Below are 24,405 nucleotides of genomic sequence, written 5' to 3' on the forward strand. Positions count from 1 at the left end.
AAGTGTCTTATCATTCTTAAATACGTTGACTGTTTAAGGGTGGCAACTCCCATGCGTCTTGAAGTCTTTTGTGAAGACCGCCTTGGTCTGACTCGTGAGCTGCTGGATCTTCTGGTGCTCAGGGGTATCGATTTACGTGGCATTGAGATCGATCCTATCGGGCGGATCTATCTTAACTTTGCTGAACTGGAATTTAATGACTTCAGCAGCCTGATGGCCGAAATCCGCCGTATTCCCAGCGTGACCGACGTGCGTACCGTCTTGTGGATGCCCTCCGAGCGCGAGCACCGTGCCATGAGCGCCCTGCTGGAGGCCTTGCCCGAGCCGGTGCTCTCTCTGGACATGAAGAGCAAGGTTGAGCTGGCAAACCAGGCCAGCTGCCAGCTCTTTGGTCAGAGCCAGTCCCGGCTGCGCAACCATACCGCACCTCAGCTTATTAACGGCTTTAACTTCCAGCGCTGGCTGGAGGGGGATCCGCAGGCGTCGCACCACGAGCATGTCGTTATCAACGGGCAAAACTTCTTAATGGAGATCACGCCGGTACACCTCGAAAGTGAGCGTGGCGAGCCGGTGCTGATCGGCGCGGTGGTGATGCTGCGCTCTACCATTCGCATGGGCCGCCAGCTGCAGGATCTGGTCAGTCAGGACGCCAGCGCCTTTAATCAGATTGTGTCCGCCAGCCCGAAAATGCGCCACGTCATCGACCAGGCGCGTAAGCTGGCCATGCTCAGCGCGCCGCTGTTAATCGTTGGCGATACCGGCACTGGCAAGGATCTGCTGGCCCACGCCTGCCATCTTGCCAGCCCGCGTGCGGCAAAGCCCTATCTGGCCCTGAACTGCGCGTCAATTCCTGAGGATGCGGTAGAGAGCGAGCTGTTCGGCCATGCACCGGAGGGCAAAAAAGGTTTCTTCGAGCAGGCCAACGGCGGCTCGGTGCTGCTGGATGAGATCGGCGAGATGTCGCCCCGCATGCAGGTTAAGCTCCTGCGCTTCCTGAATGATGGTACCTTCCGCCGCGTTGGCGAGGATCATGAGGTTCACGTTGACGTACGGGTGATCTGCGCCACCCAGCGTAATCTGGTGGAGCTGGTACAGAAGGGTATTTTCCGGGAAGACCTTTACTACCGTCTGAACGTGCTGACCCTGGATCTGCCTCCGCTGCGCGATCGTCCTCAGGACATCATGCCGCTGACCGAGCTGTTCGTGGCCCGCTTTGCCGACGAGCAGGGTGTGCCGCGTCCGAAGCTCTCTACCGATCTCAGTAACGTCCTGACCCGTTACAGTTGGCCGGGCAACGTGCGCCAGCTGAAAAATGCGGTCTACCGTGCGCTGACGCAGCTGGAGGGCTACGAGCTGCGTCCGCAGGACATTCTGCTACCGGACTACGATGCGGGAACCGTGGCGGTAGGTGAAGAGGCGATGGAGGGTTCGCTGGATGACATCACCAGCCGTTTTGAACGGTCGGTGTTAACTCAGCTCTATCGCAGCTATCCCAGCACGCGCAAGCTGGCGAAACGGTTGGGTGTATCGCACACCGCGATTGCCAATAAGCTGCGGGAGTATGGCCTGAGCCAGAAGAAGGGCGAGGATTAAAACAAGAGAGCCTTCATCACTGAAGGCTCTTTTTTTGGTGCAGTTACGCTTTTTGCGCCAGGGCTTCCAGGGCAGCTTCGTAGTCCGGCTCGTTGGTGATCTCGTTCACCAGCTGGCTGAATACGACGGTGTCGTTTTCGTCGATAACCACTACCGCACGGGCGGCCAGGCCTTTCAGCGCGCCTTCGGCAATGCCCACGCCGTAGTTTTCGAGGAAGTCGGCGTTACGCAGAGTCGACAGGGTAATCACGTTGCTCAGGCCTTCTGCGCCGCAGAAGCGGGACTGGGCGAATGGCAGGTCGGCGGAGATGCACAGTACCACGGTATCTTTCATCTCGGTGGCGAGCTGGTTGAATTTGCGCACGGAGGCGGCGCAAACACCGGTGTCGATGCTCGGGAACACGTTGAGAACTTTGCGCTTACCGGCAAACTGCGCCAGCGTAACGTCGGTCAGATCCTTCGCTACCAGAGTGAAAGGGTGAGCTTTGCTGCCAACAGCCGGAATGGTGCCCGCAACAGAGACCGGATTGCCCTGGAAATGAACGGTTTGTGACATGAATATCTTCCTGTTTACATATAGTTAACGTCGCCGCTAGTGTACGTGATCGGCCATAATCACGGCAAACCTATTTTTGTCCCGCTTTTCATCACTATACTTTTAACATTCCGTTAAAGGAGCAAGGAATGAGAACAGTTAAGGTCTATGAAGAGAGCTGGCCGCTGCATTCACCGTTTGTCATCTCCCGGGGCAGCCGCAGCGAAGCCAGAGTGGTGGTGGTTGAGCTGGAAGAGGAGGGGATAAAAGCGACTGGAGAGTGCACGCCCTACCCACGTTATGGCGAGAGCGATGCATCAGTGATTGCTCAGATCATGACCATCGTGCCGCAGCTGGAGAAAGGCCTCAGCCGCCAGCAGTTGCAATCCCTGCTGCCGCCGGGTGCAGCGCGTAACGCCGTTGACAGCGCCCTGTGGGATCTGGAAATCCGTCGGCTGGGCGTCAGCCTGGAGCAGCTTCTGGGCGTCGTGCTGCCGGGCGATCTGACCACGGCGCAGACGGTTGTGATTGGTACGCCGGAGCAGATGGCGGCCAGCGCCGCCGCGCTGTGGGAGAAGGGGGCAAGACTGCTGAAGATCAAGCTCGACGACCGTCTCATCAGCGAGCGGCTGGTGGCGATCCGTACCGCGGTGCCGGAGGCCACGTTGATTGTTGATGCCAACGAATCCTGGCACAGCGAGGGGCTGGCGGCACGCTGCCAGCTGCTGGCGGATCTCGGCGTAGCGATGCTGGAGCAGCCGCTTCCCGCCAATAATGACGCCGCGCTGGAGAACTTTATACATCCGCTGCCCATCTGTGCCGATGAGAGCTGTCACGCCCGCAGCTGCCTAAAAACCCTTGCCGGGCGCTATGAGATGATCAACATCAAGCTGGATAAGACCGGCGGCCTGACCGAAGCATTAGCGCTAGCCAGCGAAGCGCGGGCGCAGGGGTTTGAGCTGATGCTGGGCTGTATGCTCTGCACCTCCAGGGCGATCGCGGCGGCGCTGCCGCTGGCCTCCCAGGCCCGCTTTGCCGATCTCGACGGTCCCACCTGGCTGGCGGTAGACGTTGAACCGGCGCTGCGCTTCAGCACCGGCCAGCTTCACCTCTGATCCGTCCAGCGCAGCAGGCGAGTCATCGCCTGCAGATAGCGCTCGCTGGCTTCATCGTTTGATATCGGTGGCAGCTCGGCGGTGATGCAGTGCAGGCCAATATCGGCGCACCAGCTGCCAAACGAGCCGGGCGTTTCGTAGCCGACGCTGCGTACCAGCGGCAGGGAAAAAGCTCCGGCGAGCCAGTGGCCTAGCGGGCTTTGCGCAGGATCTTCAATGCAGGCCAGCGGATCGTGAAACGAAACTACCCAAGCCGGATGCAGGCGGTGAATAAGTTGGCAGAGGCTTTGGGTTTCAGGTTCTGAACCTGGCGCATCACCTGCCAGAAGCACCACGTCACGGGCGCTCGCGGCGCTGTTCCAGCGGTAGACCGTCTCACCGGGCCGCCAGTTGGCAGCGGGAAAGTTGCGGTTGAGATCGACCCCCTGAGCGTTGGCGCGCAGGCCAAGCTGACAGCCGTCAGGATTGACCGCCAGTACCACGTGATGGTGGCGCAGAGCCGGTTCCAGCGTTCGCAGCGCGCAGGAGAGGGTCACCACTGCCGCGCTCTCATCTCCGTGGGTACCGGCGAGGATCAATCCACTCTCTCTGGAGGGGACGGGGGCCGGAAACCAGATAAGCGGCGCGCCGAGCCGCGAACGGCCATAGTGCTCCATTCCGGTGGCAAAAGCGCCCCGTTCGGCGCGTGGGCGTGAGGCGGTCATAGCAATCCTATCAGACAGGGGATAGACAAAGTGTTAGGCAAAGCGCAGCGCTTTTCAAATTGTTTCATTCAGTATGAGAGCGAGGCAGTAAATATCGCCTAATCTTGCTAAGCCGTTTGCATTTCTCCATGCGAAAACAAATAATTAACCCATCTTTTCGCCGGGCATTTAGCTATAGGGTCATCTTATGAAACATCCCGTCTCCCTCCTCTGTGCTGCGCTGTGGTTATGCGGTCTCTCTTCCCCCTCTTTTGCCGCGGACGTGCCCGCCGGAACCAGGCTGGCGGCGCAGCAGACGCTAGTGCGTCATATCAAAGATGAGCCTGCTACTCTTGACCCTGCGAAAGCCGTGGGGCTGCCGGAGATTCAGGTGATCCGCGATCTCTACGAGGGGCTGGTGAACCAGAATGAGAAGGGGGAGATTATTCCCGGCGTGGCGACCAAATGGAGCACCAGCGATAACCGCAGTTGGACTTTTACCCTGCGCAACGATGCCCGCTGGTCGGACGGGACGCCGGTCACCGCTCAGGACTTTGTCTATAGCTGGCAGCGTCTGGTGGATCCAAAAACCACGTCGCCTTTTGCCTGGTTTGCTGCGCTGGCTGGCATCGGCAATGCCCAGAGCATTATTGATGGCAAAGCCAGTCCGGACACGCTGGCAGTGACGGCGGTGGATCCGCACACTCTTCGCGTGCAGCTCGATAATCCGCTGCCCTGGTTTGCCAACCTGGCCGCCAGCTTTGCCTTCTACCCGGTGCAAAAAGCCAACGTCGAGAGCGACAAGGCGTGGACCCAGCCGGGTAAGCTGGTGGGTAACGGAGCCTATGTGCTCAAGGATCGCGTCGTTAACGAGAAACTGGTCCTGGAGCCTAACGCCCACTACTGGGATAACGGCAAAACGGTGATCAAATCCGTCACCTTTATTCCCATTAATCAGGAGTCGGCGGCCACCAAGCGCTATCTGGCGGGGGATATCGATATCACTGAATCCTTCCCGAAAAACCTGTATCAGAAGCTGCTTAAAGATATTCCTGACCAGGTCTATACCCCGCCGCAGCTGGGCACCTACTACTATGCGTTTAATACCCAGAAGGGGCCGACGGCGGATGCCCGCGTACGCCTGGCGTTGAGCATGACCATCGATCGCCGCCTGATGGCGGAGAAAGTGCTGGGAACCGGCGAGAAGCCCGCCTGGCGCTTTACTCCCGACGTGACGGCGGGCTTCAAGCCCGATCCTTCGGATGCGGAGCACCTGAGCCAGGCCGAGCTGAACGTGCAGGCGAAAACGCTACTCCAGGCGGCGGGCTATGGGCCAGGCCGTCCATTAAAGCTGACCCTGCTGTATAACACCTCAGAGAACCATCAAAAGATTGCCATTGCCGTGGCGTCGATGTGGCGGAAAAATCTCGGCGTTGACGTGAAGCTGCAAAACCAGGAGTGGAAAACCTATATCGACAGCCGCAACACCGGCAATTTCGATGTGATCCGCGCCTCGTGGGTTGGGGACTACAACGAGCCGTCTACCTTCCTGTCGCTGCTGACCTCAACCCACAGCGGTAACATCTCCCGTTTCAACGATCCGGCCTACGATAAAGTGATGAAGCAGGCGGCGCTGGAGCCGACCGCCAGGGCGCGCAACGCGGACTATAACGCGGCAGAGAAAATTCTCGCTCGTGAAGCGCCTATTGCGCCAATCTACCAGTACACCAACGGGCGGCTAATCAAGCCGTGGCTGAAGGGCTATCCGATCAATAACCCTGAGGACGTGGCCTACACCCGGACGATGTATATTGTGGCGCATTGATGGGGAACGCTTTGTTATGCCAACTATGAACGAAGTTGCAAAAGATATCCCTTTATCGCCTGTGGTCGCCGAGCTGCAGTCCCTGCGCGAAACTATCTGGTTCAATCCGGGCGTCAAGCCTGCGGAAGAGGGCCTTAAGCGCGTTGGGCTGACGCTTGCCGATGCTGAAGATGCCGAGGCCCGACTGTATCGCTTTGCACCGCTGCTCGCCCAGGCGTTTCCGGAAACGGTCGCTACGGCGGGCATCATCGAGTCCGATATGGTTCCGGTACCGCTGATGCAGGCGGAGCTGGAGAAAACGGGTCCGGTTGCAGGGCATATCTGGCTCAAGAAAGACAGTCACCTGCCGATTTCTGGTTCGATCAAGGCACGCGGGGGGATCTATGAGGTGCTGACCCACGCGGAGACGCTCGCCCTTGAAGCTGGCCTTATCAGTACGACGGATGATTACAGCATCCTGCTCTCACCAGCGTTTCGCCAGTTTTTCAGCCAGTATAAAATTGCCGTAGGCTCAACGGGCAACCTGGGGCTTTCAATCGGTATTATTAGCGCCAGGCTCGGCTTTCACGTTACCGTGCATATGTCTGCCGACGCGCGCCAGTGGAAAAAAGATAAGCTCCGCTCGCACGGCGTGGAGGTGATGGAGTATGAGCAGGATTACAGCGTGGCCGTTGAGCAGGGGCGTAAAGCTGCTGGCTCCGATCCTGCCTGTTTCTTCATTGATGATGAGAACTCCCGGACGCTATTTCTGGGCTATTCAGTAGCAGGCCTGCGCCTGCGCCAGCAGCTGCAGGTTAAGAATATTACCGTTGATGCTGAACACCCCCTGTTCGTTTATCTTCCCTGCGGTGTAGGCGGTGGCCCTGGCGGCGTTGCCTTCGGACTTAAGCTTGCCTTTGGGGATGATGTCCATTGCTTCTTCGCAGAACCCACGCACTCACCCTGTATGCTGCTGGGAATGAGTACCGGCCTGCATGATGCTATCTCCGTGCAGGAGATCGGTATCGACAACAAAACCGCAGCAGATGGCCTGGCCGTTGGTCGCCCATCCGGGTTCGTTGGCCGGGCGATGGAGCAGCTTATTGATGGTTGCTATACGCTCAGCGATGAGTCGATGTATGCTCTTCTGGCAATGCTGGATCGGACGGAAGGTATCCGTCTTGAACCCTCCGCACTGGCCGGTATGAGTGGGCCACAGCGCATTACGGCGAGTGGTTCTTACCAGACGCAGCACGCTCTCTCAGCCGAAACCATGGCTAACGCCACTCATCTGGTCTGGGCTACCGGAGGTGGGATGGTTCCTGAGAAAGAGATGCAGGAGTACCTCGCGAAAGGGAAATGCGCGGACGAACATCTCTGAATGGCGCTCCTTAACCGTTTTCACTGTGCGGGTCGAAGGCGTTTAGCTCTTTTGCATCATGGCTGCAAAAGAACGTGATCTCTTGATGATAGCGAGCAAACAGCTCCCGTAACTGCTGTTGCGTACGGTGCCTGGCGTCGTTATCCATTGCCATCATCCATTGATAAAAGCGCAGCCCCGGCGTGCAGTGGGGTTTTTGCAGATCCATTTCGCCGCGATAGAACCAGGCGTCGCCCCCGTGCAGTAGCCATCCTTGTGGCTGGCTTACTGCAATGCCTGCATGACCCTGCGTATGGCCCACCAGCGGTACCAGCAGGATTTCCGGCGGCAACCCTTTTAGCGCCGTAACCGCCTCAAAGCCGTACCATGTCTCTCCCTGCGGTTTGTAACCTGTCCAGCCAGATATGCCGCTCCACTGTCCGGGCCGATAGCGCTCGCGAGCCAGCCAGCTGTGTCGCTGCTCTGCAGTATTGATTTCTGTTTGCAGCAAATGTATCTGCGCGCCAGGAAAGTCTGTAAGCCCACCCGCATGGTCAAAATCAAGATGCGTAAGGATGATGTGCCGGACATCCTCTGCCCGGAACCCCAGCGCTTCTATACGTGAACGGGCCGTCAGCGCTTCTCGCCTTTGAATATTATTCAGCACCCGAAAAAAGCCTGATAGCCGTTTTTCTGGCTGACGAACATCATCTCGTCCAAACCCTGTATCGACCAGTACCAACCCGTCCCGATCGGTTTCAATAAGCAGGCAATGGCATACCAGATGCGCAAAAATGCCTTTACTGAAGCCATCAAACAATGCGCCACCGACCGGGCACATACACCCACAGTTAAGATGATGAACTTTCATATTTTCCTCTCGTTCATGTTTGATGGCCTGCTTAATCATGTTAGGCCAAACATCATATTCTGCGAGAAGTATCGGTGCAGGGAGTGCCTGTTTCCGCGCCAGATGACAATATTGTCATACTTCTGACAGGTAGTTGAGGCAACCATGCAGGTATAACAGCAGGGTGATTTATACAGGAGAATCAAAGATGAAAAAGTCGATTGCTGCCTTGTCCCTCGCCATGTTGTTTGCTGCTCCAGGTATGGCCCTCTCTGCCGAGCCAGCCGCGGTCTATGACATGACTCAGGAGCTGAGTAGTAAACTGGCAACGGAGGCATTGTCCATATGCCATGCTATGGATCGTCAGGGCGTGGTGGCCGTAGTTGATCGTGGTGGAAACCTGGTTTCGCTGATGCGGGATGATAATGTGGGACCGCATAATACGCAGGCCGCCTGGCGTAAGGCCTTCACCGCATTGTCTACGAAAACGCCGACCAAACAGCTTGCCACAAAGGCGCAATCCTCGCCTGACTCCGTTAATCTCAATACCGTTAATGAATTATTGCTCCTTGGCGGTGGCGTACCGGTAAAATATCGCGGCCAGTGGATTGGTGCCATTGGTATGGCGGGAACCGGAGGTGCTGAATCTGACGATCGGTGTGGAGCCGAAGCCATTAACAAGGTATTTGGCGGAAACGCGCAGCAGCAATAACGATAAAAAGAGGGCACCGGCGAGCGTAAGGCCAGCTCGCCGGGAGTTGATCCGGATGTCACCTTATGACGATAAGAGTTCCACTATCTCTCCTCCCTCCTGCGCCAGACGCGCTAAATAGTGCGAGGCATCCAGAATCTGATAAGGGAAGTATAATCCAGGCGCTACCGGCGACTGTCCGTCCAGCCCGACCAGCCGTTCAAGGAGCAAGGCTATCCCCATCCCTGTCAGCGGTGCCGCACCGCCCGGATGCACGACTGCATGGCGGGTGCGAAGTGCCTGTCCTGAGTGGTCGAGGCCAGAAATATCAAGGATGATCTCCGTCGATAATGCACCGCCTTTACGTCGGCTCGAGCTGACGCCCTGACCCAGGTCGAACTGAACGCTGTGTGCGCCCGTAGCGGCGGCCAGACCCGTCACGTCGATTGAGGAGAAGCCGGTTGCGTTAATTTCAGTGCCGTCGAGCGCGGAGAAAACCGCTTTGGCGTCGTCGCCCTCACGCCATAACCAGATACCATCCCGGAGCGTGAGCGCCTCCGGCAGCAGGTGGTTCAGATGTTCGAAATCAGCGGCTACCGCCGGCCCGCCGGTATCCTCTTCATCAACCAGAGCACCAATGCGGATTTCATACACTTCGCTGAATGATTTTGCCAGATGGAGCGCAGGCACCGTGGTGGCACCAACCAGCCACTCATAACCCAGCACGATTGCTGAGGCACCCGGTGCATGCATAAAGCTGGCGATTTCCGGGGCTATCTCAAATATCCCCGACGAGATACTCAGATGCGATATGCCGCGCGACTGGGCGAAGCGGAGTCCGGCGAGGGCAGGGTCCTTATAGAGAACGACCACAGCGCTGACTTTTTGATCGCCAAGCCCCAGGTCAGCAGACGCCGTGTCCAGTGCGACACCTTGCGCAGGTCCCATTTCTGCCGCTGCGTTCTGCGCTTTGGTAAGATCGCGGCCACCGACCAGCAGGGGAATATCGGGATAGATAGCGTGTATCGCCCGAGCGGCCTGGCGACCAATTGAACCGGAACCACCCATTAATAGAATCGGAGCTAATGACATAAGCGTGTCTCCTCGTTTAGATGATGAGCGACTAAGGGGTTGGAATTCGGGCTATGACCTTAATTTCAAAATCAAATCCTGCGAGCCAGGTAACGCCTATGGCCGTCCAGTTTGGATAGGGGGGATGCGGGAAAATAGACTCTTTTACCTGCATAATCGTGGGAAATTGATTTTGCGGGTCGGTGTGAAACGTAGTGACATCAATCAGGTCTTCAAATGTACAGCCCGCTGCCGCCAGCGTCGCTTTGAGATTATCAAACGCCAACTGCACCTGCGCGGCAAAATCTGGCTCCGGTGTGCCATCGGCGCGGCTTCCTACCTGGCCGGAAACAAACAGTAAATCGCCGGATCGTATCGCAGCAGAATAACCGTGCTCCTCATAGAGAGCATGACGGCTGGCGGGGAAAATCGGTTCGCGTTGAATCATAGGGTTTCCTTTACTTTATTCAGGGTGAAAAACGTAAAGCACAACACGGACAGTTGATTTAATATACATGTCGTATGTCAAATTAATCACACATACGGAGCGTATGTCAAATGGAGATGGAGAAGATATGGTTACCAAACGCCGCGTCGAAACGATGGAAGAGAACCGCGCGAAACTGATAATGGCAGCGCGAAAAGCCTTTGCTGAGAAGGGTTTTGCCGCTGCATCAATGGATGAATTAACAGCCAGCGTTGGGCTTACCCGTGGCGCGCTCTATCACAACTTTGGCGATAAAAAGGGATTACTAGCCGCGGTGGTAGCCCAGATTGATGGTGAAATGGCACAACGTGCGAAGGATGAGGCCTCTCATACTCGCGACGATTGGGAGAGGCTGCTGGCTGAAGGCGTCGCCTATATCAAGATGGCCCTGGATCCAGAGGTGCGACGCATCGTGCTGCTTGATGGTCCGGCATTTCTTGGCGATCCTGCCCAGTGGCCGGGGCAGATTAGCTGCCTTGAAGCCACCCGCCAGACCGTTAAAAAAATGCTCGACTGCGGCGCTCTAAAAGCCGTAGATGCAGATGCCGCAGCACATATGCTAAACAGCGCTGCGATGAACGCGGCGATCTGGATAGCGGCCAGCAACGAGCCGGAGAAGGCACTGCCGAAAATTATTGCGGTGTTTACGCAACTGGCAAGCGGCTTACGTAATCCCGCTCCGCATTGTACTGCGTAAGGCGCAACCCTGGACAGAGGCGTAGCCCAGTGCCAAACCTGATTATGACCGGGTTAACAAACTTCTCAACAAGTCTCCTGTAAACCAGCAGAACCTGCGAGGAACCCACCATAATTGGTAGGGATAAACACATCCAGGAGACAATCATGAACGAGTTACCTAAGAACAATATCGACGAGTTCAAAACGCACTTCCATGGGAAAGTGATCCTCCCTGATGAAGCAGGCTATGACGAGGTGCGTCAGATTTGGAACGCCATGATCGACCGCAGGCCCGCACTGATCGCCCGCTGCATGTCGGCTGAAGATGTCGTCCAGGCTATCGAGTTTGGCCGTACGCAGGATCTTCTCATATCTATCCGCGGGGGTGGGCATAACATTGCCGGTAATGCCGTGTGCGACGACGGTCTGATGATCGACCTCTCACTGATGAAGGAAGTGATAGTAGACCTGAATACCCACCGAGCCAGCGTCGAGCCAGGGTGCACGCTCAACGATTTCGATGAGGCAGCCCAGGTCCACGGTCTTGCCACGCCGCTGGGGATCAACTCGACCACGGGGGTGGCTGGCCTGACGCTCGGCGGTGGCTTCGGCTGGCTGAGTCGAAAGTACGGTATGACCATAGACAACCTGCTCTCCGTTGAGGTTGTCACGGCAGACGGTCGCCAGCTGCACGCCAGCGAAACAGAAAATGCGGATCTTTTTTGGGGGCTGCGGGGTGGGGGGGGCAACTTCGGGGTGGTGACGCGCTTCGAGTTCCAGCTCCATCCCGTCGGACCGGACGTGTTGAGCGGTCTTATCGTTTTTCCGTTTGCTGAGGCAAAACAGGTCATCTCACAGTTTGCCCGGTTCACCGAGACGATGCCGGATGAGCTTAATGTCTGGATGGTCACGCGCAAAGCCCCTCCGCTACCTTTCTTGCCCGAGGACGTACACGGGAAAGAGATGGTTGCGCTGGCGCTGTGCTATGCGGGCGATCCTGAAGAGGGCGAGAGGCTGATCGAGCCGCTGCGCGGGTTTGGCACGGTGCTCGGCGAACACATCGGCGTGCAGCCCTATGTCGCCTGGCAGCAGGCCTTCGATCCGCTGCTAGTAAAAGGGGCGCGCAACTACTGGAAGTCGCACAACTTCTCGCAGCTCAGTGACGGCGTTATCGATGCGATCATCGAATTCGCGGCCAGGCTGCCGTCACCTCATTGTGAAATATTTATCGGGACGATTGGCGGCCAGACGGCCAGCGTAGCGCCTGAAGCCATGGCCTACTCAAACCGGGATGCCAACTACGTAATGAATGTTCACGGTCGCTGGGATACCGCTGCCGAGGATGAGCGCTGCATCACCTGGGCGCGAGAGTTTTTTGCTAGATCACAACCCTTTGCCAGCAGCGGGGCATACATTAACTTCCTCACACATGATGAGACCGACCGCATCGCCTTCGCCTACGGTGCGACCTGGAATCGACTGGTGGAGCTGAAGAATAAGTACGACCCGACAAACCTCTTCCGGATGAATCAGAACATTAAGCCGGTACAGGGTTAAACACTAACCAGCGTGGTCTCAAACGCCAGACCAGGCATCATCTGCGTAAGGCCGTCGGTAAGCATTTTGCCGGCGGCGTGCAGTTCATCAAGGGGCATCTCCGGCAGGCTTTCCAGAATAAACCACATCTCTTTATCGGACACACTCAGACGTGTGCGAACGCCCTGACGCCAGTTCCAGCGGCGACAGGTTACGCCAATATCGTCACGCCAGATCACCTCCCCCGGCTCGGGCGACTCGACGGTGGGCTGCCCCTCTTTCATGGCATCGAACGCTTCCGTCCCCTCAGCAATGACCAAACGTGGTAAGCCGCGGTAGGCAGCGAAATTTTCTCCGCCCACCGGTACGGCATAGCGCAGGCTGACCGCGTTATAGAGATCGACGACTGGATCCAACGCCGCCATCGTGCCGTCCCGCAGCACCCGCTTACGCAGTGCTTCAGCAGAGCAGGGGGTACGCTTGGGCTTAGCACCAAACGCTTTAAACACGTCGCACCAGGCGTTCAGATGGCTTTCGGCCCAGGCGGGTTGACCGTCAAGTACCGCCTGACAGGCCTCTTTCAGCGCCAGCTCTCCAACCTGCAGATCACACAGCGGAGCGGCTTTGACATAGATACTCAGCGCACGAAACCCTGGAGCGATACGTGCCAGCTCCGGGCTAATTGACGGTAACATAGAAGACATCGCATAATCCTGTAATGACTGTTTTATTCTATGATATCGACCGATGACCAAAAAAGTCAATATAACGACCGCCAGCGGAGCCGACGTAAGCGCTATCAATGATGCGGTTTCCCAGCGCATCAAACTCTATCGCAGCCAAAAGAAGCTCTCACTCGATGAGCTTTCCCGCCGCTCCGGCGTCAGCAAGGGGATGCTGGTGGATATTGAAGGCTGTAGGGCTAATCCCAGCATTGCATTGCTGTGCAAAATCGCTGCTGCAATGAACGTCTCCGTAGCTGACGTCGTGAACGTTGCCAGCGAACCGACGGTTCATCTTATCGACCGGGATGAGATCCCCGTGCTATGGCAGGGCGAAAAAGGCGGAAGTGCGAAATTGATGGCCGGTACCAGCGGGCCGGATATGCTGGAGCTTTGGCAGTGGGTAATGCATCCTGGCGAAGCGTTTGCCTCATCCGGCCATCCGGCTGACACCTGTGAGCTGCTGTTTGTTAACCGGGGCCAGCTAACGCTCCGGGTCGATGGGCGTGATTACGTCATTAACGAAGGCTGCTCGGCGGTGGCCAGAACCGATATGCCCCATGCCTATATGAATGAAACCAGCGACGCGCTCGAATTTACCATGACGGTGTATGAGAAGAGCCGCTGATTGGCGTGCATGTCCGTAGGTTCTATTCCAGCTCAAGAGACGTAATGACAGCGGCGATTTCCGCGGTGTGCTCTGCTGAAAGCGGCAGCAGCGGGCGCGGAAGGCAATCGCCGCTGGTCAAACCCAGCACGCCTGCGGCGGCGGCGATAACGCGAATGCTGCCGCCATGCTTACGAAATAGCTGCCACAGCGGGGCAAGACGCTCGGTCAGTTGGGTGACCTGCTGGCGATCGCCGCGTGCAGTGGCCTCGGTAATCTCTTTTGCCACACGAGGGAAAAGCCCCCCGCATACCGAATACCACGCCTCACAGCCAGCATTCAGCCCAACCCCCGCAAACGCATCGCCGCTAATACCAAGGGTTGTTTTTGCCGGCAGTCGCTCTCTGATCTGCGCGACCCGGGCCGCAGCTTTCTCAGGCTCCTCAGGCAGGCCGGGGATCTTGATAGAACTCACCCCAGGCAGCTCCGCGATACGCGCATACAGCGCGTCGGAAAACGTAAAGTGTGTAGTGCCGGGATTATCGTACACACATACAGGCAGGGAGGTGTGGCGCGTAACGGTGTCAAACAGCGCAAATACTTCATCTTCCCGCAGTTGCTGGTACGAGAGGGCTGGCAGCAGCAGGGCGCTGACACCTGCCATTTGTGCATCATCGATCAGATGCAGTACCTGTTCCGTAGCCATCGCTCCCACGCAGACCATCACCGGAATGTTATTGGCGTGTTCTACGGCCAGGGTAGCAATGTATTTTCTCTGCTCCCGGGTCAGGTAGGCATAGCTTCCGGTAGAGCCTAACACGCCGATAGAGTCGGCTTCGGCTGCGACGATCCGTTGCACAATTTTGCTAAATCCCTTTTCATCGAAACCTGACGCTGTAATGGGCGTGAGGGGAAACGCGCTAAGTCCGCTGAACATGACACACTCCAGTCAATTGAAGAATAAAAAGAGACAGGTATTTGCCGGCATGGTGGCAAATTATTACACCGTATAGATTCGGATATCGTGCCCGCGAAAGGCATCGGCATAGGCTTTGCTGATATTCTCCTCGACGACCATGATGTCGATCTCACTACAGGCGGCCACCACGTAGCGGGCTACGGCGGGGATCTTATTGGCAGTGAGCGCGACGATGGTCTCATTACACTGGGCGATCACCGCTTTTTTAAATTCGCAGTCAGCGTAGTCGAAACCCGTCAGGCCCGACTCCGGAGCCATTGCACAGCCGCCGATAAATCCCTGGTCAAAGAGCATGCCCCGGATCTGGGTAATAGCTGGCATTCCTACGCAGCCGCCCGAGGCGCGCTGGACCTGGCCGCCAAGAATAATCACCTCATACAGCGGCTTTTTCAGCAGCGCCGCCGCAATCTCCGGTGAGTTGGTGACGACAGTGAGGGCCAGCTCGGCGGGGAGCGCCTCCGCCATCGCCAGATTAGTCGTTCCGGTATCAATAAAAATAGAGCTGCCGGACTTCACCAGCCGGGCGCAGCGCTGCGCGATTTTGCTCTTTTTAGCCTGGTTTTTCTCTTTCCGCAGGCTATAGTCCCCGGATTCAGGCAGCATCATGATGGCCCCGCCGTAAACCTTTTTACAGATCCCCTCATTGCTAAGCTCATGTAAATCACGGCGAATAGTATGTTCTGACACCCCCAGGCGGACGGCCAGCTCGCTACAGAGTACGCGGCCATTCTCCTCAAGGATCTGTCTAATGAGCGCTTGTCGCTGCTCGGGTAAAGCTGCATAATCGAGCATGGTAACTCCTGAATAATTTTGCATCGAGCAACACAGAGCATAATCGTGCATTACAATTGTCTCGTCAAACGAATCTGCCCCTTACCTAAAAGAGATCCTGCATGAATGAGAAGCTAGCGACCCGAATCATTTTCTTTGTTGCCGGGCTGGCAACCGCCGCATGGGCGGTGATGGTGCCCTTCGCCAAACTGCATACCGGGGCCAACGATGCCCTGCTTGGCATCCTGCTGCTCTGTCTGGGGGGCGGGGCGATTATCTCCATGCCCCTGGCCGGGCCGCTCTCGTCCCGCTTTGGCTGCCGGAAAATCATTGGCTGCGCCGTAGCGATCGTTATTCTGTCGATGCCTTTTCTGACGCTGGCTGAAAGCCCGTTAAGCCTGGGGCTGCTGCTGCTGATCTTCGGTACCGGGATAGGCATGACTGACTGCGCCATGAATATCCAGGCGATTCTGGTGGAGAAAAACGAGAACGTGCCGCTGATGTCCGGCTTTCATGGGATGTACAGCGTCGGCGGCATTGCCGGAGCAGGGATTATGACCGGCCTGCTTAGCATGGGCCTCTCTATTCTGAGCGCCACGCTGTTAATTGTGCTGCTAGTCGCGCTGCTGGTCGCAGTCAGCTTTCGCCATTTTCTGCCCTATGCTAACCCGGCTGAAGGCCCGGCCTTCGCTATTCCTAAAGGGGAGGTACTGCTCCTTGGGGTGATCTGCTTTATTGTCTTCCTGGCCGAGGGAACGGTTCTCGACTGGAGCGCGGTCTATCTTGTAGAGGTCAGAAACGTAGCGGATTCGCTGGGCGGGCTGGGCTTTACCTGTTTTGCCGTGGCGATGACCGCCGGACGTCTCAGCGGGGATGCGATCATTGCCCGCGTTGGTCAGTTGCGCGTGGTAGTCTGCGGAGCGATCATGGCTTTCGCTGGCTTCTGCCTGATTTTTACCGCCGCTTCCCTCGCTCTGCTGCTGGTGGGCTACCTGCTTATTGGTGCCGGTTGCGCCAACATTGTCCCGGTCATGTTTAGCCAGATTGGTAAGCAAACGAGCATGCCGCAGATGGTCGCCGTACCCGCCGTCACTACGCTGGGGTATATCGGCGTGCTGGCCGGTCCAGCGATGATTGGCTTTATCGCTCATCACAGCTCGTTACCCCACGCCTTTATGTTTGTCGCCGCGCTGATGGTTGTGGTACTGCTGCTCAGCGTTGCACTCAACAAAACGATGAAGCTGCGGGAAGAGATGTAATATGCCATAGGGACGGGTGTTATCTATGAGTCCAGCTCATAAGCCCGTCCCTGGTTTCCCCTCTAATCGCAGGCAGGGTGCCTCGCTATACTCTCAACCTTAATCACGTTGACAGCTAGCGGAGTAACCATGAACGAGACATTTGACGGCAATAGCGTCTTTCCGCGCGGAGAGAAGAACGAGGCCTACGCCCAGTATTTCACCGGGACCAGCTACCTCACCATGCTCTCCACTGAGGGGGTAAATATTGGCAACGTGGCGTTTGAGCCAGGCTGCCGCAACAACTGGCATATCCACCACCAGGGTGGACAGATCCTGCTGGTAACTGGCGGCAGGGGCTGGTATCAGGCATGGAACCAGCCTGCACGCGAGCTCAAGACCGGCGACGTTGTGCATATTCCCGCAGGCGTAAAGCACTGGCACGGCGCGGCGCACGACAGCTGGTTCGCGCACATTGCCGTAGAGATCCCTGCCGAGGGGGCATCTAACGAATGGCTGGAGCCGGTCAGCGACGAGGCGTACAGCCAGCTCCCCTGAAAAAAGCCGTCTATTAAAGCCCCATAAACGATCAGGCCGCAAACACGCTGTTGCGGCCTCTGTTTTTTGCCTGATATAACGCCTCATCAACGCGCTTAAACAGCGAATCCAGGCTCTCCTCGGCCAGATACTGTGCGACGCCAACGCTGACGGTAAGTGGAGGGATATCTGGTATCGCCATCTTCTCTACCTCGGCACGGAGATCCTCTGCTGCTGTCAGCGCTGCCGCCAGGGCAGTGTCGGGGAGCAGCAGCAAAAACTCATCTCCATCCCAGCGAAAGACGATGTGTTGACTCCAGTCACTGAGCGCTTGCGCAAGATAGATTAACACCTCGTCGCCTTTTCTGTGCCCGTAGCGCTGGTTGATATGCCTAAAACGATCGATATTCACCAGCAGGAGACTGAAATCATTGGCCGCTGGAAGCTGCTTCTCAAGCTGCTGTACCGCCTCGCGGCGATTGAGTAACCGGGTTAACGGATCCCGGCGTTCGGCACTCTCCAGCGCCTGCTCAAGATCTCTCTGTTCACTCATATCCTGGACGACACAGAGTATCAGCCGTTCGCCATAAATTTCGACGGGACCGACAGCAACCTGTACGTCACGAGTCGAGCCATCGGCAAGACGGTGGGTAAAAGAGAGGGGTTTATGCGCTCCGGGCAGGTGAGCAATTTCCCCAACGATCGGTAGCACATTCCGACCGAGCGTATTGATCTGCCATATGTGCATAGTGCAGAGCGTTTCATAGGTGTAGCCATAAAAGCGTAGCGCTGCGAGGTTGGCATCAACAATCTGTCCTTCCCGGGCAGGATCGACCAGCACAATAGGTACAGACGTGGTGTAAAAGAACCGGGCGTAAAACCCATTTTTTCGTGGTCGGTAGGCGGCTGAACGGCTCGCCTTTAATCCAGTGTTTCCGCGCGGCGTCAGACCCTCAAAAACGATAACTTCGCCCCGATCTTCAAGCTCTACCGCTGAGAGCTTACAGCTTAGCGTGCGGGTTCCGTCGTCAGAGGGGAGAGACCAGACCTCAATGATATCGTCCCGGTTTTTCAGGCTGGCGGCATAGCCCGTGAGACGTCGATGCGCCACGGCAGAAAACTCGCCGCTGCGCATAGACGCCAGCGTCCCGTCTTTCGATAAAGACTGGGCCTGCTGATTAGCAAAAATGAGCTCTTCGCTTTCCGGTGCAACAATCCATATGGGGGTCGCTAACATATTCAGAGAATCAAGATGACATGCCACTGTATGTTTCCTGTTTTTATTTTTGCTGTGTGTATGACTCAACGTAACTTTTCCTGTTTACCATTCTGCCGATAAATAAAATATTAAAAAGTCATTTTTTCAACGAGTTGTCTTGCCCCCCTGGAATTGTGCTAATTTTCACCACCTGTCACCCTTATATATATTCATAGCTCAAATCATTTAAGTGTGGCTTAACTCTATTTTAAATAAGTGATTTCTGCTTATTATTAAGAAATCTTAAGGTTTCTCTGTATGATATATCTTGCTAAAAATAAAGTGAGATAACGCGCTATTTTGCCTCCTTAATCTAAATCTCAGGTGATTCAGGGTTGATTGTTCTGACATCCTGCAAATTGATATTACTTAACGGCAAACATGATATGAATAAAAAATAGAGATGAAAAAGCCATTTCCAGATGTTATAAAACTGATATCAATTACTGATGTACAACAGGGTTGTTTTATGTTCAGAAATACAAGCGTGCGCACATTCATAATGGTCTCCCTGTTTGCTTCATTTGCACTAATGGATATATTAGTGATCGTTCTCACGGAAAATAGCAATCTGGCGCTGCTGGTTTGCACGATATCTGTGTTAACCATTATTTTTATGTGGTTTTACATGACGGCCTATTTGGTTTCCCCCATTAATACGGTTAAAAAAAGTATTGATGAGGCAACGGCAGGGAATTTGGCCGTCACCATTCCGGCGTTCGGTAATAACTGTGCGGGACGGCTGATCCCTGGCATTAACAGTCTCTCCAGTAATATCGCGACCCTGGTGCGTGAAATTCGCGCTTCATCCCAGTCTGCCATGGATCTCTCCGACCGGCTTTCTGCCCGTAGCACCGAGCTATCGGTTAAGACAGAGGAGCAGTCTGCGGCGCTTATCCAGACGGCATCCAGTATGGAAGAGATGGCGGCCAGCACGAAAAATAACGCCAACAATACCCAGCTTGCCAGCCAGCAAGCGGATGAGGCGACCCGCTGTGCGCGTCAGGGTGGCGAACTGATGGCACAGGTAGCGGCCAATATGCAGTCAATTACCGACTGCGCGCGTCAGATGACAGAGATTATCTCCCTGATTGATGGTATTGCCTTTCAGACAAATATTCTGGCGCTAAATGCAGCGGTAGAAGCGGCTCGGGCCGGGGAGCACGGCAAAGGCTTCTCGGTAGTGGCTGGCGAGGTGCGTCATCTTGCCCATCGCAGCGCCGAAGCGGCAAAGAGCATCAAATCCTTAATCGACGTCACAACGCAAAACGTCACCCAGGGCGCAAACATCGTCGGCGAGGCGGAAAAGAATATGCTCGACATCGTCTCCGGCTCCGGACTGTTAAGCAAGCTAATGGATGAGATCTCGGTTGCCACGCTACAGCAGGAGAAAGGCATCGCGCAAATTACTCAGGCGCTCTCCGAGCTGGAACGCGTCACGCAGAGTAACGCCACGATGGTAGATGAGCTGGCCGGATCGTCCGACGTGCTTAAACGTCAGGTGACCGACCTGCAAAGCAGAACGCGTAATTTCCGCCTGGCTCCCTCGGCACCCGCTGGATCCCAGCCCTTTCCCCTGCAAATTCAGTGCGATGGCTAATTTTCAGATTACTTACTCGTGCCACGCGGCTAGACTGTCTCTATTAGCATGCTGAATGTGGAGGAGCCGTGGAGGCGATAAAGGGATCGGACGTCAACGTACCGGATGCGGTTTTTGCCTGGCTGCTGGATGGCAAAGGTGGCGTTAAGCCGTTGGGCAATGATGACGTTGTTGACGGCGCACACCCGTGCTGGCTACATCTGAACTATACCCAGCCGGAGAGCGCCCAGTGGCTGGCATCCACGCCGCTACTGCCCAATAACGTACGCGATGCGCTGGCGGGAGAAAGTCTGCGCCCGCGTGTCACCCGCATGGGCGAAGGGACGCTAATCACGCTGCGCTGCATTAACGGCAGCACCGATGAGCGTCCCGATCAGCTTGTCGCCATGCGGGTCTATATGGACGAGCGCCTGATTGTCTCAACCCGCCAGCGTAAAGTGCTGGCGCTGGACGACGTGGTCAGAGATCTGGAGGAGGGGACCGGGCCTGCTGACTGCGGCGGCTGGCTGGTAGACGTCTGTGACGCCCTCACCGATCACGCCAGCGAGTTTATAGAGCAGCTGCATGATAAGATCATCGATCTCGAAGATAATCTGCTCGATCAGCAGATCCCCCCGCGCGGTTTTCTGGCGCTGCTGCGCAAGCAGCTTATCGTGATGCGCCGCTATATGGCTCCCCAGCGCGACGTCTATGCCCGGTTGGCCAGCGAGCGCTTTCCGTGGATGAGTGACGATCAGCGTCGCCGGATGCAGGATATCGCCGACAGGCTGGGCCGCGGACTTGATGAAATCGATGCCTGTATTGCTCGCACGGCGGTCATGACCGATGAGATCACTCAGGTGATGCAGGAGTCGCTGGCGCGCAGGACCTATACCATGTCGTTAATGGCAATGGTTTTTTTACCCAGTACCTTTTTAACGGGCCTGTTTGGCGTAAACCTGGGCGGGATCCCCGGCGGCGAGTGGCATATGGGCTTCCCGCTATTTTGCCTGATGCTGGTCGTGCTCATCGGCGGCGTAACCTGGTGGCTGCACCGCAGTAAATGGCTGTAAAATTTCACATTTTTAACAAAAGTCGAACATATAAACACCGTTTAACTTGCGCGAAATCAATAAACTAACCGTGCGCTTGAGGCAATATCTCTCTCGCAGGTGAATGCAACGTCAAGCGATGGGCGTTGCGCTCCATATTGTCTTACTTCCTTTTTTGAATTACTGCATAGCACAATTGATTCGTACGACGCCGACTTCAAAAAGTCGGCTTTTTTTTGCCTCTTGTTCATCAGCTTCTACCCTTAAAGGGAGCGATGCCATCACCAGGAGGTAAAACATGTCCAGCCTTACCTTATTGAATCCCACAGACTCTCTGCCCGCCGATCCGGTGCCTACCGATCCGGTCCCGGTTCCTGAACCTATTCCCCGGCCGCAGCCGCTGCCCGATCCGCCGCCCAACGAGGAGCCGATTAAAATGTCGCGTTAAAGAGGCAGATCTGAGAGGATACGCGCCTGCTGACGTAGCCTTTTACCGCGAGAAAATATTGTGACCGCTTTTTCAACACTGAACACACTGCCCACAGCCCAGCTCGATAACCTCAATGAGCTGGGTTATCACACCATGACGCCTGTCCAGGCTGCGGCGCTGCCCGCGATCCTCGCCGGTCAGGATGTGCGCGTGCAGGCAAAAACCGGCAGCGGTAAAACGGCGGCGTTTGGCCTGGGTCTGCTACAGCACATTGATGCCAGCCGCTTTCAAACTCAATCCCTGATCCTCTGCCCAACCCGCGAGCTGGCCGATCAGGTGGCGAACGAGCTGCGTCGGCTGGCGCGCTATATGCCAAATATTAAAATTCTGACGCTCTGCGGCGGCCAGCCTTTTGGCGCGCAGCGCGACTCGTTACAGCATGCTCCGCATATTATTGTCGCCACGCCGGGCCGTCTGCTCGATCACCTGCAGAAGGGCACCGTTAGCCTCGACGCTCTGCAAACGCTGGTGATGGATGAAGCCGACCGAATGCTGGACATGGGCTTCAGCGACGCCATTGATGAGGTGATCCGCTTTGCGCCAGCGTCGCGCCAGACGCTGCTCTTCTCTGCCACCTGGCCCGAGGCGATCGCGGCGATCAGCGGTCGCGTTCAGCGCTCGCCGCAGACTATCGAGATCGACAGCGTGGATGCGCTGCCTGCCGTCGAGCAGCAGTTCTTTGAAACCTCGCGCCAGGGCAAAATTGGCCTGCTGCAAAAGCTGCTCAGCCAGCATCAGCCATCCTCCTGCGTAGTCTTCTGCAATACCAAAAAGGATTGTCAGGAGGTGTGTGACGCACTGAACGACGCTGGCCAGGAGGCGCTGGCGCTACATGGCGATCTTGAGCAGCGCGATCGTGACCGGACGCTGGTCCGTTTTGCCAACGGCAGCGCCCGCGTGCTGGTGGCCACCGACGTCGCCGCCCGTGGTCTGGATATCAAATCTCTGGAGCTGGTGGTGAACTACGAGCTGGCGTGGGATCCGGAGGTACACGTGCACCGCATCGGACGTACCGCCCGCGCCGGTAACAGCGGCCTGGCGATCAGCTTCTGCGCACCAGAAGAGGCGCAGCGCGCCAACATCCTCGCCGAGATGCTGCAGCTGAAGCTGAACTGGCTCAGCGCGCCTGCCAACGTTAAGGTGGTGCCGCTGGAAGCGGAGATGGCGACCCTGGTGATTGACGGCGGTAAAAAAGCCAAAATGCGTCCGGGGGACGTGCTGGGTGCGATGACCGGTGATATGGGATTAAACGGGGCGGATATCGGCAAGATCACCGTGCATCCGGCCCATGTCTACGTAGCGGTGCGGCAGAGCGTGGCACGTCAGGCGTGGAAGCAGTTACAGAGCGGTAAGATCAAAGGCAAGAGCTGCCGGGTGATGCTGCTGAAGTAGAGCAGGGCGGTAATAAACTCTCCGGCGTTAACCTGCCGGAGAGTAATCAGGTTATTTCACTTCCAGCACGTTGAGGCGCAGGGCATCCAGCGGCGTCTCGTCCTCTTCCGGCTGCCAGCCCGCAGGCTGCAAAGGAATGGATTCACGGTCAAATGCCAGATCGCCACCGTCCACCACTTCCGAGCCGTGAGTAATACCCTTAAAGTCAAACAGCGAGATATCGCTCAGGTGCGACGGCACCACGTTCTGCATAGCGCTGAACATGGTTTCGATGCGGCCTGGGTAGCGCTTATCCCAGTCGCGGAGCATATCGGCGATCACCTGGCGCTGAAGGTTCGGCTGGGAGCCGCACAGGTTGCAAGGGATAATCGGGTAGCCTTTGGCCTGAGCAAAACGTTCGATATCCTTCTCCCGGCAGTAGGCCAGAGGACGGATAACGATATGCTTGCCGTCATCGCTCATCAGCTTCGGCGGCATGCCCTTCATTTTCCCGCCGTAGAACATATTCAGGAACAGGGTTTGCAGGATATCGTCGCGATGGTGGCCGAGGGCGATTTTAGTCGCGCCCAGCTCCGTAGCGGTGCGGTAGAGAATGCCGCGGCGCAGGCGTGAGCACAGCGAGCAGGTGGTTTTCCCCTCAGGGATCTTCTCTTTCACAATACCGTAGGTATTCTCTTCGACAATCTTATACTCAACGCCCAACTGCTCCAGATAGGCAGGCAGAATATGCTCCGGGAAGCCCGGCTGCTTCTGGTCGAGGTTCACGGCCACCAGCGAGAAGTTAACTGGCGCACTCTGCTGTAGGTTGCGCAGGATCTCGAGCATGGTATAGCTATCTTTACCGCCGGAGAGGCACACCATAATGCGATCGCCTTCCTCAATCATATTGAAGTCGGCAATGGCTTCGCCCACGTTGCGGCGCAGGCGCTTCTGCAATTTGTTCAGGTTGTACTGCTCTTTCTTGTTAACTTCTTGTTGCTCTTGCATGGTGTGCTGTCTCGGTTGACCGGGTCGTCATTCATTCTATGTCGCGTATGGTACGGATTACGGCGACGAATGCCAGCACGTTTTACACTGGGAGCCCAATATTGCCGCGCACTATCAGATGAATAAACACTGGAGACCTTTCTTGGGGCTGGGCTGGCTGGACAAGGATGAAAACCATGATAACCAGGTCCGCGTGCGCATCGGGATACGTTATTTCCTGCCTTGATGACGTCTCGCTCTGGTCGCCGTCTTAACCCGTCACGTTTTGCACATCGCACTTTATAACTGACCTGATTTCATCACACCTTGTCCCGAAGGCCTCTCACCTCTCCAGGCACACCTCCCTATACTGGCTGTCACTGAAGTCTGATGGCACTGCGGTGCCAGCCA

Annotated in this window: 25 protein-coding genes and 1 pseudogene; 15 read left to right on the forward strand and 11 right to left on the reverse strand. The window is 56.3% G+C overall.

The window, feature by feature from the left end:
* Positions 1 to 51: 51 nt before the first annotated feature.
* On the forward strand, positions 52 to 1,593 hold the full coding sequence (gene tyrR / locus RTM13_RS01660; RefSeq protein WP_312209574.1) for a transcriptional regulator TyrR: 1,542 nt from the start codon (positions 52 to 54) through the stop codon (positions 1,591 to 1,593).
* 43 nt (positions 1,594 to 1,636) lie between these two features.
* On the opposite strand, the gene tpx is transcribed toward tyrR, so the two are convergent.
* The gene (gene tpx, locus RTM13_RS01665; protein WP_312209575.1) at positions 1,637 to 2,149 is read right to left on the reverse strand and encodes a thiol peroxidase; all 513 of its coding nucleotides are present in this window, start codon (positions 2,147 to 2,149) and stop codon (positions 1,637 to 1,639) included.
* A 128-nt stretch (positions 2,150 to 2,277) separates the two neighbouring features.
* Here tpx and ycjG point away from each other — a divergent pair, with 128 nt between their 5' ends.
* Positions 2,278 to 3,243: an L-Ala-D/L-Glu epimerase gene (gene ycjG / locus RTM13_RS01670; RefSeq protein ID WP_312209576.1), complete on the forward strand. Its 966-nt coding sequence runs from the start codon at positions 2,278 to 2,280 to the stop codon at positions 3,241 to 3,243.
* Here ycjG and mpaA read toward each other — a convergent pair.
* Positions 3,234 to 3,947, reverse strand: coding sequence for a murein tripeptide amidase MpaA (mpaA, locus tag RTM13_RS01675; protein WP_312209577.1), 714 nt, complete (start codon positions 3,945 to 3,947; stop codon positions 3,234 to 3,236). The genes ycjG and mpaA overlap by 10 nt on opposite strands.
* A gap of 187 nt (positions 3,948 to 4,134) precedes the next feature.
* Between mpaA and RTM13_RS01680 the strand changes: the two genes are divergently transcribed.
* Both RTM13_RS01680 and dsdA read left to right on the forward strand, forming a co-directional pair.
* Positions 4,135 to 5,751, forward strand: coding sequence for a peptide ABC transporter substrate-binding protein (locus tag RTM13_RS01680; RefSeq protein ID WP_312209579.1), 1,617 nt, complete (start codon positions 4,135 to 4,137; stop codon positions 5,749 to 5,751).
* A gap of 25 nt (positions 5,752 to 5,776) precedes the next feature.
* Positions 5,777 to 7,111 carry a D-serine ammonia-lyase gene (gene dsdA / locus RTM13_RS01685; RefSeq protein WP_312210115.1) on the forward strand — a complete coding sequence of 445 codons (1,335 nt, stop codon included), beginning with the start codon at positions 5,777 to 5,779 and terminating at the stop codon, positions 7,109 to 7,111.
* Between the two features lie 10 nt (positions 7,112 to 7,121).
* On the opposite strand, the gene RTM13_RS01690 is transcribed toward dsdA, so the two are convergent.
* Positions 7,122 to 8,000 carry an MBL fold metallo-hydrolase gene (locus RTM13_RS01690; RefSeq protein ID WP_312209580.1) on the reverse strand — a complete coding sequence of 293 codons (879 nt, stop codon included), beginning with the start codon at positions 7,998 to 8,000 and terminating at the stop codon, positions 7,122 to 7,124.
* Positions 8,001 to 8,148: 148 nt separating this feature from the next.
* Between RTM13_RS01690 and RTM13_RS01695 the strand changes: the two genes are divergently transcribed.
* Positions 8,149 to 8,652 (forward strand): heme-binding protein, encoded by a 504-nt coding sequence (locus tag RTM13_RS01695; protein ID WP_312209582.1) that lies wholly within the window; start codon positions 8,149 to 8,151, stop codon positions 8,650 to 8,652.
* A gap of 63 nt (positions 8,653 to 8,715) precedes the next feature.
* Here the strand turns inward: RTM13_RS01695 and RTM13_RS01700 are convergent, their stop codons facing one another.
* Both RTM13_RS01700 and RTM13_RS01705 read right to left on the reverse strand, forming a co-directional pair.
* Entirely contained in the window at positions 8,716 to 9,723 is a 1,008-nt protein-coding gene (locus RTM13_RS01700) for an NAD(P)-dependent oxidoreductase (RefSeq protein ID WP_312209584.1), read from the reverse strand.
* 31 nt (positions 9,724 to 9,754) lie between these two features.
* The gene (locus RTM13_RS01705) at positions 9,755 to 10,150 is read right to left on the reverse strand and encodes a RidA family protein (RefSeq protein WP_312209585.1); all 396 of its coding nucleotides are present in this window, start codon (positions 10,148 to 10,150) and stop codon (positions 9,755 to 9,757) included.
* 127 nt (positions 10,151 to 10,277) lie between these two features.
* On the opposite strand from RTM13_RS01705, the gene RTM13_RS01710 reads away from it, so the two are divergent.
* On the forward strand, positions 10,278 to 10,886 hold the full coding sequence (locus RTM13_RS01710) for a TetR/AcrR family transcriptional regulator (RefSeq protein ID WP_312209587.1): 609 nt from the start codon (positions 10,278 to 10,280) through the stop codon (positions 10,884 to 10,886).
* 146 nt (positions 10,887 to 11,032) lie between these two features.
* A complete protein-coding gene (locus tag RTM13_RS01715) occupies positions 11,033 to 12,424 on the forward strand; it encodes an FAD-binding oxidoreductase (protein WP_312209589.1) in 1,392 nt (463 codons plus the stop codon).
* Here the strand turns inward: RTM13_RS01715 and RTM13_RS01720 are convergent.
* The gene (locus RTM13_RS01720) at positions 12,421 to 13,107 is read right to left on the reverse strand and encodes a B3/4 domain-containing protein (protein WP_312209591.1); all 687 of its coding nucleotides are present in this window, start codon (positions 13,105 to 13,107) and stop codon (positions 12,421 to 12,423) included. The two genes, RTM13_RS01715 and RTM13_RS01720, sit on opposite strands and share 4 nt — an antisense overlap.
* A 43-nt stretch (positions 13,108 to 13,150) precedes the next feature.
* Here RTM13_RS01720 and RTM13_RS01725 point away from each other — a divergent pair, with 43 nt between their 5' ends.
* The gene (locus tag RTM13_RS01725; RefSeq protein WP_312209592.1) at positions 13,151 to 13,753 is read left to right on the forward strand and encodes a helix-turn-helix domain-containing protein; all 603 of its coding nucleotides are present in this window, start codon (positions 13,151 to 13,153) and stop codon (positions 13,751 to 13,753) included.
* Positions 13,754 to 13,775: 22 nt separating this feature from the next.
* Here RTM13_RS01725 and RTM13_RS01730 read toward each other — a convergent pair whose 3' ends face one another.
* Positions 13,776 to 14,669, reverse strand: a complete 894-nt coding sequence (locus RTM13_RS01730; protein ID WP_312209593.1) for a dihydrodipicolinate synthase family protein — start codon at positions 14,667 to 14,669, stop codon at positions 13,776 to 13,778.
* A 63-nt stretch (positions 14,670 to 14,732) separates the two neighbouring features.
* Entirely contained in the window at positions 14,733 to 15,503 is a 771-nt protein-coding gene (locus tag RTM13_RS01735; protein WP_312209595.1) for a DeoR/GlpR family DNA-binding transcription regulator, read from the reverse strand.
* Positions 15,504 to 15,604: 101 nt separating this feature from the next.
* Between RTM13_RS01735 and RTM13_RS01740 the strand changes: the two genes are divergently transcribed.
* The gene (locus RTM13_RS01740) at positions 15,605 to 16,741 is read left to right on the forward strand and encodes an MFS transporter (RefSeq protein ID WP_312209597.1); all 1,137 of its coding nucleotides are present in this window, start codon (positions 15,605 to 15,607) and stop codon (positions 16,739 to 16,741) included.
* A 129-nt stretch (positions 16,742 to 16,870) separates the two neighbouring features.
* Complete coding sequence (locus RTM13_RS01745; RefSeq protein WP_312209599.1) at positions 16,871 to 17,278, forward strand: cupin domain-containing protein; 408 nt, start codon at positions 16,871 to 16,873, stop codon at positions 17,276 to 17,278.
* Between the two features lie 31 nt (positions 17,279 to 17,309).
* On the opposite strand, the gene RTM13_RS01750 is transcribed toward RTM13_RS01745, so the two are convergent.
* On the reverse strand, positions 17,310 to 18,494 hold the full coding sequence (locus RTM13_RS01750) for a sensor domain-containing diguanylate cyclase (RefSeq protein WP_312210117.1): 1,185 nt from the start codon (positions 18,492 to 18,494) through the stop codon (positions 17,310 to 17,312).
* A 490-nt stretch (positions 18,495 to 18,984) separates the two neighbouring features.
* Between RTM13_RS01750 and RTM13_RS01755 the strand changes: the two genes are divergently transcribed.
* From RTM13_RS01755 to dbpA, 4 genes are all read left to right on the forward strand, one after another.
* Positions 18,985 to 20,115, forward strand: coding sequence for a methyl-accepting chemotaxis protein (locus RTM13_RS01755; protein WP_312209600.1), 1,131 nt, complete (start codon positions 18,985 to 18,987; stop codon positions 20,113 to 20,115).
* 68 nt (positions 20,116 to 20,183) lie between these two features.
* Positions 20,184 to 21,167 carry a zinc transporter ZntB gene (zntB, locus tag RTM13_RS01760; RefSeq protein WP_312209602.1) on the forward strand — a complete coding sequence of 328 codons (984 nt, stop codon included), beginning with the start codon at positions 20,184 to 20,186 and terminating at the stop codon, positions 21,165 to 21,167.
* 277 nt (positions 21,168 to 21,444) lie between these two features.
* Positions 21,445 to 21,594 carry a hypothetical protein gene (locus RTM13_RS01765; protein WP_186370524.1) on the forward strand — a complete coding sequence of 50 codons (150 nt, stop codon included), beginning with the start codon at positions 21,445 to 21,447 and terminating at the stop codon, positions 21,592 to 21,594.
* A 60-nt stretch (positions 21,595 to 21,654) separates the two neighbouring features.
* Positions 21,655 to 23,028: an ATP-dependent RNA helicase DbpA gene (dbpA, locus tag RTM13_RS01770; RefSeq protein ID WP_312209604.1), complete on the forward strand. Its 1,374-nt coding sequence runs from the start codon at positions 21,655 to 21,657 to the stop codon at positions 23,026 to 23,028.
* 51 nt (positions 23,029 to 23,079) lie between these two features.
* Here dbpA and ttcA read toward each other — a convergent pair whose 3' ends face one another.
* Positions 23,080 to 24,015, reverse strand: a complete 936-nt coding sequence (gene ttcA, locus RTM13_RS01775; protein WP_312209606.1) for a tRNA 2-thiocytidine(32) synthetase TtcA — start codon at positions 24,013 to 24,015, stop codon at positions 23,080 to 23,082.
* 38 nt (positions 24,016 to 24,053) lie between these two features.
* A pseudogene (locus RTM13_RS20200) lies at positions 24,054 to 24,155 on the reverse strand (hypothetical protein); the annotation flags it as partial.
* Here RTM13_RS20200 and RTM13_RS01780 point away from each other — a divergent pair.
* The gene (locus RTM13_RS01780) at positions 24,134 to 24,241 is read left to right on the forward strand and encodes an oligogalacturonate-specific porin KdgM family protein (protein ID WP_409456020.1); all 108 of its coding nucleotides are present in this window, start codon (positions 24,134 to 24,136) and stop codon (positions 24,239 to 24,241) included. The pseudogene RTM13_RS20200 and the gene RTM13_RS01780 overlap by 22 nt on opposite strands.
* Positions 24,242 to 24,405: the final 164 nt, after the last annotated feature.

It is taken from the genome of Pseudescherichia sp. (assembly GCF_031979925.1).
In the GTDB taxonomy this organism is placed as follows: Bacteria; Pseudomonadota; Gammaproteobacteria; order Enterobacterales; family Enterobacteriaceae; genus Pseudescherichia.